This is a genomic window from Nonomuraea terrae (assembly GCF_004348995.1).
Taxonomy (GTDB): Bacteria; Actinomycetota; Actinomycetes; order Streptosporangiales; family Streptosporangiaceae; genus Nonomuraea; species Nonomuraea terrae.
Window position 1 is genome coordinate 1 of sequence record NZ_SMKQ01000214.1, and the last position, 15,388, is coordinate 15,388.

Here is a 15,388-nt window from a genome sequence, read left to right on the forward strand (position 1 = left end):
GTATGCCGGGGCGGGCGCGTACGCCGGCGGGGGAGCGGCGAGGGCGGGAGCGGAGAGCGCGAGGGGCGTCAGCGCGCCCGCGGCCAGGACAGTGGCCACCCGGGCAGAGATCTTCATGGGCACCTCAAATCTTTTACGTATCGTAGTCGAATCATTACTCTATGAGATCGATCCGCTCCGTGCCATCCCCCGCGACCGGCTTCCCGGCCGGAGGCGCCCATCACTCCGACACCGCCACGTACGTCCATTCGCCCGGTTCGAACCGCGCCTCCTCCAGGTCGACCTCCACGCCGGGCAGCGCCTGCCGCACACGGGTCATCATCTCCTCGCCGAGGTGGTGATGGCGCAGGTCGAGCCGGCGCAGGTGGGTGAGCGGCTGCCCGCTGAGCAGCGCTTCGGCGCCCCGGTCGGTGAGCGCCCCCATGCCCAGGCTGAGCTCCTCCAGCCGGGTCACCACGGGGGCGGCCGCCACGGCGGCGGCGATGTCGTCCTGGATGGGGCTGTCACGCAGGCCGAGCCGCCTGAGCGCGGGCGTTCCCACCCCCGACAGGACGCCCTCCAGGTCGGCGACCGTCGCCCCGCCGCCGTACTCCTCGACGCCGAGCCACAGCTCCAGGTGCTCGAGCGCGGGGAACGTGCTCGCCCCGAGGGCTCTGACCACCTCGGGCGGCAGGCCGCCGGTCTCGAAGCGCAGCACCCTGAGGTGGTCGTGGGCGAACGGCCGCAGTTCCAGCCCTTGTGACCCGCGCACCTCCAGCCGCTCCAGCCGCGGGTACGCCTCCAGCAGCGGTGTGATGTCGCCCTGCCGGATCCAGGAGATCTCCCACTGCTCCGCCTCGGCGAGCCCCAGGAACACCGACCGCAGCCCGGGCAGCCGGTCGGCGTAAGCCGCCAGCACCCCGGGCGCGTGGGACGCGCCGTAACCGCTGATCGCCAGGGCCCGCACGAGGGCGGGGTCGTGCCGCGTCAGCAGGGCCTCCAGCCCGCCAGGCAGGTCCGACTCCGCCTCGCCCTCGATGACGTCGGGTTCGTCGTAGAGCAGCCAGGCGACCTCGTCGGGGGCGTCGACGGACTCGTTGAGGAACGTGACCCGGAGACCGGCGAAATGGTCGCGGTGCCCGCCCAAACTGCCGCCGGTGATCTCGGGCAGGAACGTCTCGCCCGGGTCGTTCGTCACTCGCTCACCGCCACGTACGCCCAGGCGCCGTCCCCGGCGTCGTCGCGTCGGTCGGTGAGCACGACCTCGGTCTCCGGCAGGGCCGCCGTCAGGCGGGCCACCATCGCCTCGCTCAGGAAGTGGTGGTCGAGGTCGAGCGTGCTCAGATGGGTGAGGGGCTGGCCGCTGAGCAGCGTCTCCGCGCCCGGATCGCCGAACGAGCCCATCGCCAGGCTGAGCGACTCCAGCCGGGCCATGACCGGGGCGTGGGCCAGGCCGGCGGCGAGTTCGTCGGCGAAGGGGCAGTTGCGCAGACCCAGGTGGCGCAGGCTCGGCAGCCGTGCGCCGTTCATGATCGCCGCGCAGTCCGCCGCCGTGCAGGTGCCGCCCTGGTCCTCGATGCCGATCCAGAGCTCCAGATGCTCCAGGGCGGGCAGGTCGCACTCGCCGACCGCCCGCACCACCTCGGCCGGCATGCCGGCGCTCTCGACCCTCAGCGTCCGCAACGCTTCGTGCCGCACCGGCCGCAGCCGCAGCCCGTCGGCCCCGCGCACCTCCAGCCGTTCCAGCTTCGGGAACGCCTCCAGCAGCGGCGTGACGTCGTCCTGCTGGATCCAGGAGATCTCGCAGTGCTCCGACGTCATCGCGCCGACGAACAGGGAACGCAGCTCGGGCAGCCGGCCGGCGTTGCCGGTCAGCTGCTCGTTGATCTCGTCGCACGGCCCGCTCAGGGGGTCGTCCCATTCGCCGATCACGATGGCCGTGACCTTCGCGGTGTCGACGTGCCGGAAGAACCACTCGAAACCGTCGGCGAGACAGCCCTCCAACTCGCTGAAACGCCACGCGACGGCCCCCGGATCGGGCCCCGGCCCCGCCTCCTCAGGCAGGGGGACGGTGACCACCGGCAGGCCCGCGTAGCCGGCGGTGTAGTCGTCCCAATGGCTGTTGACGCTCCAGCGTTGGGTCATGGGGGCGATTCCTCAGGAGTCGGGGGATGATCAGCCGCCCCTGTCCTACCAGACCCACCCTCACCGCCGCCGTTGATCTTGGAGAACGCGTCCACGGAGGGTCCCTGTGGCGGTCGCGTGCATCGGTGAGCACGACTCGGTCTCCAGCAGCGCGGCCGTCAGGCGGACGAAGGGCTGGTCGGCCTGATGACGCCATGCGGCCGACAATCTGAACCGAGAGCCGGGCGGCAGCAGAGCGTGTCTACGGCTGCTCAGCCACTGCCGCCCGGAAGGTCGGGCAGCGAGCGAAGTCTTCGTGCTTGCAGCTGAGGACGGCGTCGAGGAGGTGCACGGAGGACTCCAGCTCGGCGATGCGTCGTTTCAGGTCGGCACGCTGCTGCCGGAGCATGGCCTGACGGTCGGTGGGATCACCGGTGGTGAACATCTCACCAAGGGCATCCAGGCTGAATCCGGCCGCCTTCGCCTTGACGATCAACGCGATCCGGTACAGGTCGTCGGCGCTGTAACGGCGCTCGCCGGTCCGGGTGCGGGCCGGCGCGAGCAGGCCCATCGCCTCCCAGTGCCGCAGCACATGCGCAGCCACGCCGAAGCGGTCGGCCGCCTGGCCAATGCTCAGGGTCTCCTGGTGACTTGCCTTCATGTCGACATTAAGCCTCAGCCTGAGGTCATGCCGAAAGTAGTGACAATCTCCCACGGGAAACTGCGCGGCACCGTCACCGATGGCGTGGCCGCGTTCTTGGGCGTCCCGTACGCGGCCCCGCCATTCGGCCCGCACCGGTTCCGCCCACCTGCGCCGCCCCAGCCCTGGGACGGCATCCGGAACGCCACCCACTACGGGCCCACCGTCCCCAAGTCGAGCTACGCCGCCCCCCTCGACCGGCTGATGGCCGACCCCACCATCCCGGGCGAAGACTGCCTGAACCTCAACATCTGGACTCCGGACGCCGGTGGCCGCGGCCTGCCGGTGATGGTCTGGATCCACGGCGGGACCTTCCTGGGCGGCTCCGGCGCCCTGGACGTCTACAACGGTGCGGCCTTCGCCCGCGACGGCGTGGTCCTGGTGACGATCAACTACCGGCTCGGCGTGGAAGGCTTCGCCGACCTGCCCGGTGCCCCGCCCAACCGCGGTCTGCTGGACCAGCTTGCGGCGCTGCGCTGGGTGCGCGACAACATCACCGTCTTCGGCGGCGACCCCGACCAGGTGACCGTCTTCGGCGAATCAGCCGGTGGCGTGAGCGTGATCAGCCTGCTGTCACTGGAACGATCGCGACGTCATGGCCTGTTCCGGCGGGCCATCGCGCAAAGCGGCTTCGGCAACGCCGTCCAAGATCCCGACGATGCGCGCCTGGTCACCCGCGAGCTGGCAGCCCGGCTCGGCGTCGCACCCACCGCCGACGGCTTCGCCAGGCTGTCTCCGGCAGCCATCCTGCCCGTCCAGGCATCCCTGGCCGCCGAGGTCGCCGCACGGCCCGACCCTGATCGGTGGGGCGCCACCACCTCTGCCGCGTCGATGCCGTTCATGCCGGTGCTGGACGGGCGCCTGCTCACCCGGCACCCCGAGCAGGCGATAGCCGACGGCGCCGGAGCCGAGGTGGCGCTGATGGTCGGCTACACCAGCGAGGAAACCCGGCCGTCCCTGTTCGCCACCGGCCGAGACAGCCTGATCACCTTCGAGGTGGCGTCCTGGGTGCTGACCAGCATGGGCTTGGACCCAGCGCTGATCCAGAGCCATCGGGCGGCCATGCCCGACGCCTCGCCCGCGGACGTGCTGGCCGCTGCTCTGACCGACGGCTGTTTCCGCCTGCCCGCGCTGCGGATCGCCCACGCCCACCCTCAGGTCTGGATGTACGAGTTCGCCTGGCGCACTCCCGAGCTCGACATGGGCGCCGGCCACGCCCTGGAGCTCGGTTTCGTCTTCGACAACCCGCGAAGCCCCGACATGGCCGCGCTGGTGGGGGCCAACCCGCCACAATCCCTGGCCACGGCCATGCACGACGCCTGGGTGGACTTCGCCACCCACGGCGATCCCGGCTGGCCTCGCTTCACCCCGCACAGCCGTACCATCAAGCTCTTCGACGGCGCCGACAACCCGGTGGCAAGCTCCTCCCCCACCAGTCAGGCAGCCGCCGGGACGGCCCGGCCGTCAGGGACGGGCATCGGTTGATGATCCGGTATCGCGCTCGGGCCAGGCACGGTCGGTCGAGTCCATGACGCTCGTTGCCGGCTAAGCGAAGGAGCGGAGAAGGGATCCGCGTGAGATCAGGCGGCAGAGCGTCGGCGACGGCTCGTTTCCTCGGGCGGGCGGCTGAAGAGCAGGTCGTCGGCGACGGTGGCCTGGCCGTCGCCGAGGAACCACACGACCAGCGGCACCGTGATCCGCCGCAGCTCCACCCCGGCGGTCTTCAGGTGTTCCTCTCCACCACGTAGGAGGTCTTGCGATGGAAGCCGGTCACCGTGGCGCCCTCCTCCATGAGGCCGCCCAGCACGTCGCGCACGGCGTGCCGCCACGCCTTGGCGGCGCCGGCGTCCACCCCGCGCAGCCGCTCGATGTCCTCGGGGACCGCGACCAGCACCACGCGCGCGTCGGTACGGCCCTCGACCGGGCGGTCGCCGTCGTCGCCCAGCCCGACCACGGCGTCCTCCGGCACCGCCGGCAGGTACGGCACCCGCCGGACGGCTGCCTCGACCCGCGGATCGGTCAGCGGCCACACGGCCAGGACCCGGTCGGACTCGTCGCCCTGGTTGATGGCGTCGGCCATCACGCCGTAGAAATTCGGCAGGTACTCCGCCGGCCGCGCGCCCAGCTTGGCCAGGTTGAAGTGCGCGTTGCGGCGGACCAGCGGGTCGTAGGTCCAGGTGATGCGGGAGATCCCGCGGTCCAGCGCCCACAACCGCTGGTGCAGCTTCAGCTCGAAGCCGATGCCCCGTCCCGCCGCCGCGCCCGTGTTCTGCGAGTGCAGGGTGGAGTCCTGTCCGAAGAAGCCCACCGACGCCCCGACCATCCGGTCGCCGTCGAAGGCGCCGGAGACGTAGTTGCCCGCGTGGGTCAGCGCCCGCATCAGCCCGGCGCTGATCGGCCGGCTGTCCGGCTCGAACCCCCAGATCCGCTCGAACAACGCGTCGACCTGCTCGAACTCCTCGTTCGCATGGAGTTCCCTGATCATGGCCGAGACGTCATGGTCGAGTGGTCGAACCCGGTGGTCCCCGACACGTGCGGGCGGTCGCCGTCGACGGCCGTCCTGGCGTACCCGATCTGTTCCTCGAAGGTCGATCCGCTGAGGATCGCGCGTCGCTCCGTCACCCGACGAACGCTAGGAGGACCAGGGGTGATACGTCCAATACGCGCTGGACGATGAGTTGATATCCGCGGACGTATGGCCCGGTCTGATCATCCCTCGACGGCGTCACGCAGTTGCGGCCGGAGGAGCAGGTCTGCCCGCAAGGTCACTCGGTGACGGTCTTGGGGCTGGGCGTCTTGACCGACACCTTGGCGCCCCAGTCGGTGTAGCGCGTGTCGACGATGGCGGTGCTGCCCTCGAAGTCTTCGTAGCCTTCCGAGACGCCCTTGGCCGTGTACGAGCTCCACAGCCTGCTGACCAGCCCGGCCGAGCTGAGCGTCAGCTTGTAGGAGACCTCCGTGTCCGAGGCCCAGGAGCGCGGGTCCGAGCGGGAGAACCAGGCCGACACCTTGCGAAGTTCCCCGAAGGTGATGGTGCCGGTGACCGTGTTCCCGCTCTTGCCGCCCTTCTTGAGCAGCGCCGACAGCGTGGTGGGCTCGGTGGGGTCGAGGACGTGGTCGTACTCGCTGGGCATGCCGCCGCCGCCTGGCACCTCGAGCCAGGTCTTGCCGTTGGGCAGTTCTCCCGCGAGCGCGCCGGAGTAGTACGTGGCCTTGCCGTTGTAGATGACGCGGTCCTTCTCGTCATCCCACGCGCTGCTAGCGATGTCGTAGGCGGCCAGGCCCTTCTTCCCGAACTGCAGGACGCCCTTCGTGTCGTACGCCTGCGAGGTCTCGACGCCGTCGGACCAGTTGGCGATCTCGGTGTACCGGACGCCGTGGCCGGGGGTGAGCGTGGACTTCAGCACGCGCACCGGGTCCTTGGGTGCGGCCTGGGCGGGGGCCGTGCCCACCAGGAAGGCGCCGCAGACGACCAAGACAGAGATCGTTTTCCTCATGCCGGCTGATCATGCAGCAATCGGATCACGGCGCGGCCACGACAGCCGCGCGCCGTTCATGACGGCCGCGCAGTGGCGGCCGGTGACCGCTGGAGAACGCGGCATCATTCGCCCACGGCGACGTAGCCCCAGGAGGGGTCCGTGGCGCGGTCGCGTGCGTCGGTGAGCACGACCTCGGTCTCCGGCAGCGCGGCCGTCAGGCGGGCGGTCATGGCCTCGCTCAGATAGTGGTGGTCGAGGTGGAGCATGCGCAGATGGGTGAGGGGCTGGCCGCTGAGCAGCGCCTCGGCTCCGGCGTCGCCCAGCGAGCCCATCGACAGGCTGAGCGACTCCAGTCGGGCGACGACGGGGGCGTGGGCCAGGTCGACGGCGAGTTCGTCGGTGAAGGGGCAGTTGCGCAGGCCGAGATGGCGCAGGCTGGGCAGTCGCGCGCCGTTCAGGATGGCGGCGCAGTCGGCGGCCGTGGAGTCGCCGCCCTGGTGCTCGATGCCGAACCAGAGCTCCAGGTGCTCCAGGGCGGGCAGGTCGCACTCGCCGGTCGCGCGCACCACCTCGGCCGGCAGGCCGGCGCTCTCGTACCTGAGGATGCGCAGTGACTCGTGCCGCATCGGCTGCAGCCTCAGCCCCTGGGATCCGCGCACCTCCAGGCGTTCCAGCTTCGGGAACGCCGCCAGCAGCGGCGTGATGTCGTCCTGCTGGATCCAGGAGAGCTCGCAGTGCTCGAACGTCATCGCGCCGAGGAACAGCGAGCGCAGCGCGGGCAGCCGGTCGGCGTTGCGGATGAGCGGCTCGACGACCTCCATGCCGGACCAGTCGGAGGCGTCCTCCCAATCGCCGATCACGATGGCGGTGACCTTCGCGGTGTCGACGTGCTCGAACAACCAGTCGAACGTGTCGCTGATGGAGTCGGACGATTCGCTGATGGAACCGTACGGTTCGCTGAGGCGCCAGGCGACGGCGCCCGGGTCGGGCGGCTCCACGTCGTCGGGGAGCGGGACGGCGACCACCGGCAGCCCGGCGTAGCCGTGGGTGTAGTCGTCGCCATGGTCGCCGATGCGCCAGAAGTCGATCACGGGGTCCTCGGTGGCAGGGGGTCCAGGGACTCCTGTCCTACCAGACCCCTCCGACACTCCCGTTCACGCCAGGGCGTCGGCGAGCAGGCCGAGCAGGGGCTCGCGGCGCACGCAGCGGTCGAGCAGGAACGAGTCCGCCAGCGCGATCAGCTGGTGGTCGCTCAGCCCACGGAACAGCGCCGCGTACTCCGGCAGCAGCGCCTGCGCGATCAGGATGTGCCTGATCAGGTCGTCGGTCTGGTAACGGGCGCCCCACGGGTACGGGTCCCACGCCGGACACTCGCCCTCGATGAGCGCGTGCAGCGGGGCCAGCACGTCGGCCGTCTCCTCCATGGTCGAGCCCCACCGGTCCGCCCCGAGCCGCCGCTTCTTCGCCACGAACCCGCCGAACCTGTCCATGTACGCCCCGGACGCGTACACCAGCCCCTGCAACCCCACGTCCTTGTACGTCCACAACGACCAGCCCGCGCCGTGGGCGTCGTAGATCGCGAGCTGGTCGCGCAGCAGCCGGCGACGCTGCCGGTCCGCCTCGGGGTCGCCGGTGTAGACGGGCCCGAACTCGCCCACCCACAGCGGCGTGCCCGTCTCGCGCTGGAATCGGGACCGCTTGAGGAACGTCCGCTCCAGCGCGTCGCGGTCGCACCACTCACCGCGGGTGCGGCCCGGGTAGGGGCCGCCGTGGGCGAACCCGGCCACGGCGTAGTCATGCAGCACGAACACCGTGTTCTCATACACCTCCCGAAATATCGAGAAGTCGGTGGCGTACGTGTTGCCGTCCAGGAACAGGATGTGGTGCGGGTCGGCCGCCCTGATCGCCTTCACCAGCCGGTCGTAGAACGGGCCGATCACCTTGCCCGACACGTCACCCGGCTCGTTGACCGGGTTGTATCCGGCCACCCACGGATGGTCGCGGTAGTGGTCGGCGACGGCCTCCCACAGGCGCACCGCCCGGTCCTGGAAGTGCCGGTGCTGCCAGAACGCCGCCACATGCGTCGGGTTGTCGGAGTGCCAGTGCTGGTTCTGCGCGCCGGGCAGCGCGTGCAGGTCGATCACGCTGTAGAGGCCGTGCTCGCCCAGCACGTCGATCACCCGGTCGAGGTGGCGGAAACCGGCCGGGTCGATCTCCATCGGCCGATCGTCCGACTCCCAGTGGCGGTAGTTGACCGGGATCCGCACGCAGTTCATGCCGAGCCCGGCCAGCAGGGCCGCGTCCTTCTCCGTGAAGAACGAGCGCAGCAGCCGGTCGAAGAACAGCTCGGCCCGCTCCTCACCCAGCTCCGCGCGTACGGCCTGGCGCATGGAGCTCTCGTTCGCCGGGAAACCGGTGACGAAGTTCTCCATGTTCATCCAGCCGCCGAGCCCGACGCCCCGCAGACGCACCGGGGCGCCGTCGTCGCCGACCAACGTGGTTCCTGACACGTGCAGCATGACTCAACCCTTCGTGGCGCCCGCGGTCAGGCCGCCGACGAGATGGCGTTCCGCGATGGCGTAGAAGCCGAGCGCCGGCACCATGGCCAGGATCAGGTAGGCCAGGATGCGGGCGGTGTCGGAGGCGTACTGGCCCTGGAACTGCTGGATGCCCAGCGGCAGCGTCCAGCTGGTCTCCTGACTGAAGACCACCAGCGGCAGCATGAAGTTGTTCCAGCTCCCCACGATGGCCAGCACCGAGACGGTCGCGATGGCCGGCCGCGCCATCGGCAGCAGAATCCGCCAGAAGAACCCGAACGGCGTGCACCCGTCGATCGTCGCCGCCTCCTCGATCTCCCCGGGGATGCTGCGGAAGAAGCCGCGCAGGATGATGATCGTCAGCGGCAGCCCGAACGCCGCCTGGGTGAGGATCACCCCGAGCGGGTTGTCCAGCAGCCCGAACGTGCGCAGCAGCACGAAGATCGGCAGGATGGCCACCGCGAACGGGAACATCAGCCCGGCCGTGAACAACGTGAAGAACAGCTCCCTGCCGCGGAAGGCGAACCGGGCGAACACGAACGCCGCCAGCGCCGACAGCGCCACCGTCAGCACGGTCGTGACGACGGCGATGAACGTGCTGTTCCACAACTGCAGCCAGAACGACCCCGAGGCCAGCACGTCGGTGTAGTTGGCCGTCACCCAGGTGCCGGGCAGGCCGAACGGATTCCCGGACAGCTCGCTGTTGTCCTTGAACCCGCCGAGCAGCGCGTACACCACCGGCACGATGATGAACGCGCCCACCACCAGGGCGATCGCGTGCAGCGGCAGGGTGGTGCGCCTGGGGGACACCTTCTTCGTGGCGCGGCTCATCGCCGGCCTCCCATCGAGGTGGTCGCGCCCTCCAGGTCCCGCCGCATGACGAGACGCTGGTAGAACAGCGCGAAGACGAGACTGAGGACGAACATCACGACGCTGATCGCGCTGGCGTAACCCACCTGGGAGCGCTTGAAACCCCAGTCCATCATGGTCACGGCCATCGTCTCCGAGGCGTGCGAGGGGCCGCCGCCGGTGAGGATCCACACCAGGTCGAACAGCTGGATGGTGTAGATGACCGACAGGAAGACGCTGATCCGGATCGTCGGGCCGAGCAGCGGCAGCGTGACGTACCGGAACGTCTTCCAGGCCGTCGCCCCGTCGATCTGCGCGGCCTCGACGAGCTCGTCCGGGATGTTCTGCCGGCCGGCCAGATAGATCATCATGTGGAAGCCGAAGTACTTCCACGTCATCACCAGGAAGAGCGACGGCAGCACCGTGTCGGGATCGGCCAGCCACTCCGACTCCCACCCGAACACCGACAGCACCTGGTTCGCCATCCCCGAGCCGGGGCTGAGGATGAGCGAGAACAGCACGCCCGTGATGACCTCCGACAGCACGTACGGCGCGAAGAACACCATCCGGTAGATCGCTCGCCCGCGCATGCGCTGGTGCAGCAGCATCGCCACGGCCAGCGAGAACGGCAGCTGCACGAAGATCGACAGTGCGACCAGCACCACCAGGTGCCACATGTCCTGGACGAAGATCTCGCTGCTGAACAGCCGGGTGAAGTTGTCCAGCCCGATGAAGTCGGTCGGCAGCCCGCCGAACCCGTTCCACCGGAACAGGCTGGAGTACGCGGCCACCACCATGGGCGCCACGACCAGCATCAGGAAGAGCACGATGGCGGGCAGCAGGAAGAGGGTGATGGTCACCCAGCGTCCCCGTCGCCGGGCAGCAGGGGGAGGGGCCGGAAGCCTGACTGCCTCCGGCCCTTTCGTGAGCGTCGTCATCCTTCGCTCTTGGCCACTTCGGTGATGTCCTGAGCGACCTCTTCCGGTGTCTTCGTGCCGCCGATCAGCTCGGCGACGCTGTCGTTGACCTGCTGGCCCACGGCCGGCGGGTAGGCCTGGTCGAGGTAGAGCTGGTAGCCGGTGGCACCGGCCAGCATCGTGGCGACCTGCTTGAGGTTCGGGTCCTCGACCGCGTTCTCCTCGCCCTTGAGCACCGGCAGCACGCCGCCGGCCTCGACGGCCTTGGAGTGGTTCTCCATCGCGGTCATGTACTTGACGAACTCCACGGCCTGCGGGGGAGCGTCCGTGCCCACGGCGAGCCCGCCTCCGCCGCCGAACGCGTCACCGGCCGAGCCCTTGCCGCCCTCCACCGCGGGGAACGGGAAGAAGCCGAGGTCCTCACCGAGCCCCTTGCCCGCGTCGGCCTGCGTGGCCGGCGCCCACTGGCCCATCAGCTCCATGGCGGCCTGGCCGTTGCCCATCGTGGCGGCCTGGCCGTCGGGGGTGCCGTAGCCGGCGCCGAGGAAGCCCTTCTGGAACGGCTGCAGGTCGGCCAGCGCCTTCAGTTGCTGACCGGCGGCCACGAAGTCGGGCCTGTTGAAGTCGTTGTCGACGGCGGCCTGCTTGAGCGCGTCCAGACCGGCGATGCGCATGGCGAGATAGGCCCAGTAGTAGTGGCCGGGCCACTTCTCCTTGCCGGCGAGCGCGATCGGGGTGATGCCGGCCGCCTTGAGCTTCTTGACGTCCTCCAGGAACGCCGACCACGTGGCGGGCGGCTCCGTGATTCCGGCCTGCTGGAAAAGTTCCTTGTTGTACCAGAAACCCACTACGCCGATGTCGGTCGGCAGACCGTACGTCTTGCCGTCGAACTGGTACGCGCTCAGCGCCGCCGGGGTGAAGTTCGGCAGGACGTCGGCGACGTCGGTCGAGATGTCCTTGACCAGGCCGGCTTCGATCTGCTGCTGGAGCACGCCTCCGCCCCACGTGGCGAACAGGTCGGGGGCCTGGCCGGACTGAGTGATCGTGGTGAGTTTGGCCTTGTAGGCGTCGTTCTCCAGGACGGTGGCCTTGATGGTGACGTTCGGGTTCTGGGCCATGAACTCCTTGGCGCGCTGGTCCCAGAGCGACTTGAGCGGCTCCGCTGTCGACAGGTGCCACCACTCGAGCGTGACCTGTCCGGGGGAGCCGTCCGTGCCCTCCTGTTGTGCGCTCCCGCCGGCCCCACCACAGCCGGCGACGAGTACGGCGGCCGCGATGAGCACCAGACTGCGTTTCATCGGGGTCCCTTCCTCAGACGGATGAAAGTTTCGTGAAACCCCCGATAATTTCGATGTCTGGATCGTAAGTAACGGCATGTGAAGCGTCAACACCTCGTATGCGAGCGATCCCGAACCGAAACTTTCGGCTAGACTCCGAATTTGTGTCAGGCAAGAGGCGGGTCACGATCGCACTGATCGCCGAGGAGGCCGGGGTCTCCATCCCGACGGTCTCGAAAGTCATCAACGGGCGTCCCGAAGTCGCGCCGGCGACCCGCCATCGGGTGGAGAGGCTGCTGCAGGAGCACGGCTACCAGCGGCGCGTCAGTCAGGACGACACCCCCGCCGGCCTGGTCGACCTGGTCTTCGCCGAGATCGAGTCGCCGTGGGCGATGGAGATCGTCCGCGGCGCGGAGAGCGCGGCCCACGAGGCCGGCGCCAGCGTCGTCATCTCGGTCCTGCACACCCACGCCGGGCCGGGCCGCGACTGGCTCGAACGCCTGGCGGCGCGGCGTACCGACGGCGTCGTGATCGTCGCCTCCCGGCTGTCGACCGGCATCCAGGCGCAGCTCAGTGCCCGCTCGTTGCCGTTCGCGGTGGTCGACCCGGAGGGCGAGCCCGCGCCGGGCGTCGTCTCGGTGGGCGCCACCAACTGGAACGGCGGCCTGGCCGCCACCCGCCACCTGCTGGAGCTCGGCCACCGCCGGATCGGCATGATCAGCGGACCGGCCGACATGCTCTGCAGCCAGGCGCGCATCGACGGTTACCGCGCGGCGCTGGAGACCGCCGGGTTGCCGGTGGTGCCCGAGCTGATCAAGCGTGGCACGTTCCTCGTCGACTCCGGCCACGACCAGGGGCACGCGCTGCTGTCGCTGCCCGAGCCGCCCACCGCGATCTTCGCCGGCAGCGACCTGATGGCCTTCGGCGTGTTCGAGGCCGCCCGCCAGCGCGGCCTGCGGGTGCCGGAGGATTTGAGCGTGGTGGGCTTCGACGACCTGCCGCTGGCCAAGTCGGCCTGGCCGCCGCTGACGACCGTACGCCAGCCGCTCCAGGAGATGGCCGCCCTCGCCACCCGCACGGTGCTGGCCATGGGCCACGGTGAGGTCCCCGAGACCAAACGCGTCGAACTCGCCACCGAGCTCATCGTCCGCGAGAGCACGGCCCGCCCCGCCTGACCCGCGCTACATTCGGGTGCCGTGTCGACGGCGCTGCGGCTCGCGGTGAAGAGGTGCTCGTGGGGGAACGGTCCAAAGCCAGGTGGCGGTTCTACACCACTCCTTCCGGCGCCGAAGTCGTCAGCAAGGAGATCCGCGAGGTTCTCCAGGGCAAGCCTCCCCTCATCGAGCTCGGCAACCTGATGTGGCGGATCGAGCACGACAACGTGCTCGACCGGGACGTGCGAACGCTGGGGAGAGGGCTCCGCGAGGCGCGTCTGAGCCATGCGGGCAACGAGTACCGCCTGTACTACGCGCTGCTCACGGATGGCGAGCATCTGCTGCTCGGCCTCAAGTTCCACCAGAAGGGCAGCGGCGGGGCGCAGGAGCGGGCCATCGAGACGGCGAGGGACCGGCTGGCCGAATGGCGAAGCAGAATATAAGGTTGACCCGATAGCAGGAGGTAGGGGTGGACCGCGACATCGCCGCATTGCTGGGCATCGATGCAGCCGATCCAGAGGTTCGGCGTGAGAGCGCAGCGGTCGAGCGCGACATGCGTCTGATCGAGACCCTCGTCGGCCTGCGCAAGCAACTCGGGCTGACGCAGTCCGACGTGGCGGAGCGAATGCGGCGCAGCCAGCCTGCCGTGTCCGACTTCGAGCGGGTCGGCGGCGACCCCCGCATGTCCACGATCCGCCGCTACGCGCTCGCGATCGGTGCCGAGGTGTTCCACGTCGTGAAGGCGCCGGGCGCGGTCTCCGGCACCGCGTCCACCTCGGCGCAGATGGTGATCCAGGGTGTGGCGCCCGCGCCCACCCGCGGAGCCGGCGCGGTGGAGCTCACGAGGTCTGTGCTCTGATGCAGGGCTTTCTCCTGTTGAGCGACTCCGCCAGCACCGACGTGGCCACCGGCAAGATCAATCTGCTGGGAGCAGGCTGGTCGGTGACGGGGCCCGCGGTCCCGATGTCGGCCGTCGCCGGATTCATCAGGATTCCGTGGGAGGAAGTGGGGGAGAAGATCTGCTTCTCCGTACGGTTGATCGACGACGAAGGCCGGCCCGTGCGCCCATCCCCGGATGACGACGGGATGTTGTCCTTCGACGGCGAGATCTCCCCGGACGTCACGGGCCTGGAACCGGTGGCCGGACGGGTTCCGCTCACTTTCAGCTTCGCCATCCCGATTCCGCCCCTTCCGCTGGAGGGCGGCCGTGTGTACGAATGGGTCCTGGACGCGGCCGGGGACAGGGTCGCCTCCGTGCAGTTCGTGGTGCGACCGCCGGTCTCCTCACCGTGATGCCCGGGGCGCGTCGTCGAGCGGCGCGGCGGCGGCGAGTGCTCTCGTGGAGGCCGACGTCAGCGTGAGCGCGCAGCCGATCAGCACCACTCCTGCCACGATCATCAGCCATCGGTAGTCGACGACGGCGACGAGCGCGGCGCCGGCCGCGATGGAAGCCGTCTGCGGCACGGTCATGGCGACGTCGGCGGCCGCGGCGGTACGTCCCTGCAGCCTGGCGGGCGTGAGCCGTTGCCGGGTGGTCACCAGCGCGACGATCAGCCACGGGACCGCCACCCCGCACGCGAACAGCGCCGTCACCGCGAAGGCGAGCAGCGGAGCGCCGACGAGGTCGGCCGCCATCGCGACCCCGGCCACGCCGACCAGCGCGAGTGAGGTCGCGACCACCACTGCGGACCCCCACCGGCGCAACACCGCGGCCGCCGTCAGGCCGCCGAGCACGCTGCCGGCCCCCTGAACGGCCACCAGCACCCCTAGAACGCGGCCTCCTTCCCCAGCCCCTTGTCCACGAGTTCGAACAGGGCCGTGTCGAATAAGCCGAGGACGCCGAACGCCGCCGCGCTCACCATCACCATGCGCCACAGCAGCGGGACCCTCCGCAGGTGAACCAGGCCGGCCTTGCGGGGCTCAGTTCGCTTCGGGCGTCCCGATGAGGCCGCGGTGCCTCAGTGCGGGCAGGACATGGTGTCTGACCGCGGGGGCGAGGTGCAGGCCGGGCTCGTGGCCGGTGATCCACTTGAGGCGCGCGAGCTCGGCGGCGGGCTGGGGCGTCCGGTCGATGCGCGCGTGGAAGACCGTCATCCTCATCGGGACGCCCTCCAGCGCCGCGGGGGCTTCGACGTCTCCCAGGAGACGGGGCTCCAGCGGGCTGACGCCGAGTTCCTCGGCGAGCTCGCGGGTCAGCGCCTCCAGCGGCTGCTCGCCGGGCTCGGGTTTGCCGCCCGGCAGGTAGAAGACGTCCGGGGCGGCCTGCTTGCTCACCACGAGCAGGCGCTCGCGCTGGACGATCACGGCTGCCACGACGACGAGCGGGTGGTCCGGGCAGGTCACCGCTCCGCTCCGAGGCGGGCGTCGTACGT

19 protein-coding genes are annotated in these 15,388 nt (G+C 69.9%); 5 read left to right on the plus strand and 14 right to left on the minus strand.

Annotated elements, in window-relative coordinates:
• Positions 1-220 precede the first annotated feature (220 nt).
• The 3 genes from E1286_RS39290 to E1286_RS39300 all read right to left on the minus strand — a co-directional run bounded on the left by E1286_RS39290 (position 221) and on the right by E1286_RS39300 (position 2,764).
• Positions 221-1,177 (minus strand): STM4015 family protein, encoded by a 957-nt coding sequence (locus E1286_RS39290; protein ID WP_246075547.1) that lies wholly within the window; start codon positions 1,175-1,177, stop codon positions 221-223.
• Positions 1,174-2,124 (minus strand): STM4015 family protein, encoded by a 951-nt coding sequence (locus E1286_RS39295; RefSeq protein WP_132621121.1) that lies wholly within the window; start codon positions 2,122-2,124, stop codon positions 1,174-1,176. The genes E1286_RS39290 and E1286_RS39295 overlap by 4 nt, the downstream gene beginning before the upstream one ends.
• A 241-nt stretch (positions 2,125-2,365) precedes the next feature.
• Positions 2,366-2,764 carry a helix-turn-helix domain-containing protein gene (locus E1286_RS39300; RefSeq protein ID WP_132621123.1) on the minus strand — a complete coding sequence of 133 codons (399 nt, stop codon included), beginning with the start codon at positions 2,762-2,764 and terminating at the stop codon, positions 2,366-2,368.
• A gap of 27 nt (positions 2,765-2,791) precedes the next feature.
• On the opposite strand from E1286_RS39300, the gene E1286_RS39305 reads away from it, so the two are divergent.
• Positions 2,792-4,288, plus strand: a complete 1,497-nt coding sequence (locus tag E1286_RS39305; RefSeq protein ID WP_132621125.1) for a carboxylesterase/lipase family protein — start codon at positions 2,792-2,794, stop codon at positions 4,286-4,288.
• A 95-nt stretch (positions 4,289-4,383) separates the two neighbouring features.
• Here the strand turns inward: E1286_RS39305 and E1286_RS51550 are convergent, their stop codons facing one another.
• The 9 genes from E1286_RS51550 to E1286_RS39345 form a co-directional block, all read right to left on the minus strand.
• Complete coding sequence (locus E1286_RS51550; RefSeq protein WP_281282832.1) at positions 4,384-4,515, minus strand: hypothetical protein; 132 nt, start codon at positions 4,513-4,515, stop codon at positions 4,384-4,386.
• 11 nt (positions 4,516-4,526) lie between these two features.
• A complete protein-coding gene (locus E1286_RS39310; protein WP_132621127.1) occupies positions 4,527-5,288 on the minus strand; it encodes a GNAT family N-acetyltransferase in 762 nt (253 codons plus the stop codon).
• Complete coding sequence (locus E1286_RS39315; RefSeq protein ID WP_223190847.1) at positions 5,285-5,425, minus strand: RidA family protein; 141 nt, start codon at positions 5,423-5,425, stop codon at positions 5,285-5,287. The genes E1286_RS39310 and E1286_RS39315 overlap by 4 nt, the downstream gene beginning before the upstream one ends.
• Before the next feature lie 143 nt (positions 5,426-5,568).
• Positions 5,569-6,300, minus strand: coding sequence for a hypothetical protein (locus E1286_RS39320; RefSeq protein WP_132621129.1), 732 nt, complete (start codon positions 6,298-6,300; stop codon positions 5,569-5,571).
• 104 nt (positions 6,301-6,404) lie between these two features.
• On the minus strand, positions 6,405-7,373 hold the full coding sequence (locus tag E1286_RS39325; protein ID WP_246075548.1) for an STM4015 family protein: 969 nt from the start codon (positions 7,371-7,373) through the stop codon (positions 6,405-6,407).
• A gap of 63 nt (positions 7,374-7,436) precedes the next feature.
• Positions 7,437-8,801, minus strand: coding sequence for a glycoside hydrolase family 5 protein (locus tag E1286_RS39330; protein WP_132621131.1), 1,365 nt, complete (start codon positions 8,799-8,801; stop codon positions 7,437-7,439).
• Between the two features lie 3 nt (positions 8,802-8,804).
• Positions 8,805-9,650 carry a carbohydrate ABC transporter permease gene (locus E1286_RS39335; protein ID WP_132621134.1) on the minus strand — a complete coding sequence of 282 codons (846 nt, stop codon included), beginning with the start codon at positions 9,648-9,650 and terminating at the stop codon, positions 8,805-8,807.
• Entirely contained in the window at positions 9,647-10,528 is an 882-nt protein-coding gene (locus E1286_RS39340) for a carbohydrate ABC transporter permease (RefSeq protein WP_246075549.1), read from the minus strand. Before E1286_RS39340 ends, E1286_RS39335 begins: the two co-directional genes overlap by 4 nt.
• Before the next feature lie 74 nt (positions 10,529-10,602).
• Complete coding sequence (locus E1286_RS39345; RefSeq protein WP_132621138.1) at positions 10,603-11,883, minus strand: extracellular solute-binding protein; 1,281 nt, start codon at positions 11,881-11,883, stop codon at positions 10,603-10,605.
• 143 nt (positions 11,884-12,026) lie between these two features.
• Here E1286_RS39345 and E1286_RS39350 point away from each other — a divergent pair, with 143 nt between their 5' ends.
• Genes E1286_RS39350 through E1286_RS39365 form a run of 4 tightly spaced genes read left to right on the plus strand, consistent with a single transcriptional unit; the run spans position 12,027 to position 14,309 of the window.
• Positions 12,027-13,037, plus strand: a complete 1,011-nt coding sequence (locus E1286_RS39350; protein ID WP_132621140.1) for a LacI family DNA-binding transcriptional regulator — start codon at positions 12,027-12,029, stop codon at positions 13,035-13,037.
• Positions 13,038-13,096: 59 nt separating this feature from the next.
• Entirely contained in the window at positions 13,097-13,459 is a 363-nt protein-coding gene (locus E1286_RS39355; RefSeq protein ID WP_132621142.1) for a type II toxin-antitoxin system RelE/ParE family toxin, read from the plus strand.
• A 26-nt stretch (positions 13,460-13,485) separates the two neighbouring features.
• Positions 13,486-13,875: a helix-turn-helix domain-containing protein gene (locus E1286_RS39360; protein ID WP_223190848.1), complete on the plus strand. Its 390-nt coding sequence runs from the start codon at positions 13,486-13,488 to the stop codon at positions 13,873-13,875.
• Entirely contained in the window at positions 13,875-14,309 is a 435-nt protein-coding gene (locus E1286_RS39365; protein ID WP_111180215.1) for a DUF6941 family protein, read from the plus strand. The genes E1286_RS39360 and E1286_RS39365 overlap by 1 nt, the downstream gene beginning before the upstream one ends.
• On the opposite strand, the gene E1286_RS39370 is transcribed toward E1286_RS39365, so the two are convergent.
• Positions 14,301-14,780 carry an MFS transporter gene (locus E1286_RS39370; protein ID WP_132621144.1) on the minus strand — a complete coding sequence of 160 codons (480 nt, stop codon included), beginning with the start codon at positions 14,778-14,780 and terminating at the stop codon, positions 14,301-14,303. The two genes, E1286_RS39365 and E1286_RS39370, sit on opposite strands and share 9 nt — an antisense overlap.
• A gap of 156 nt (positions 14,781-14,936) precedes the next feature.
• A partial coding sequence (locus E1286_RS39375) for an NUDIX hydrolase (RefSeq protein ID WP_246075550.1) occupies positions 14,937-15,388 on the minus strand: 452 nt, incomplete at its 5' end.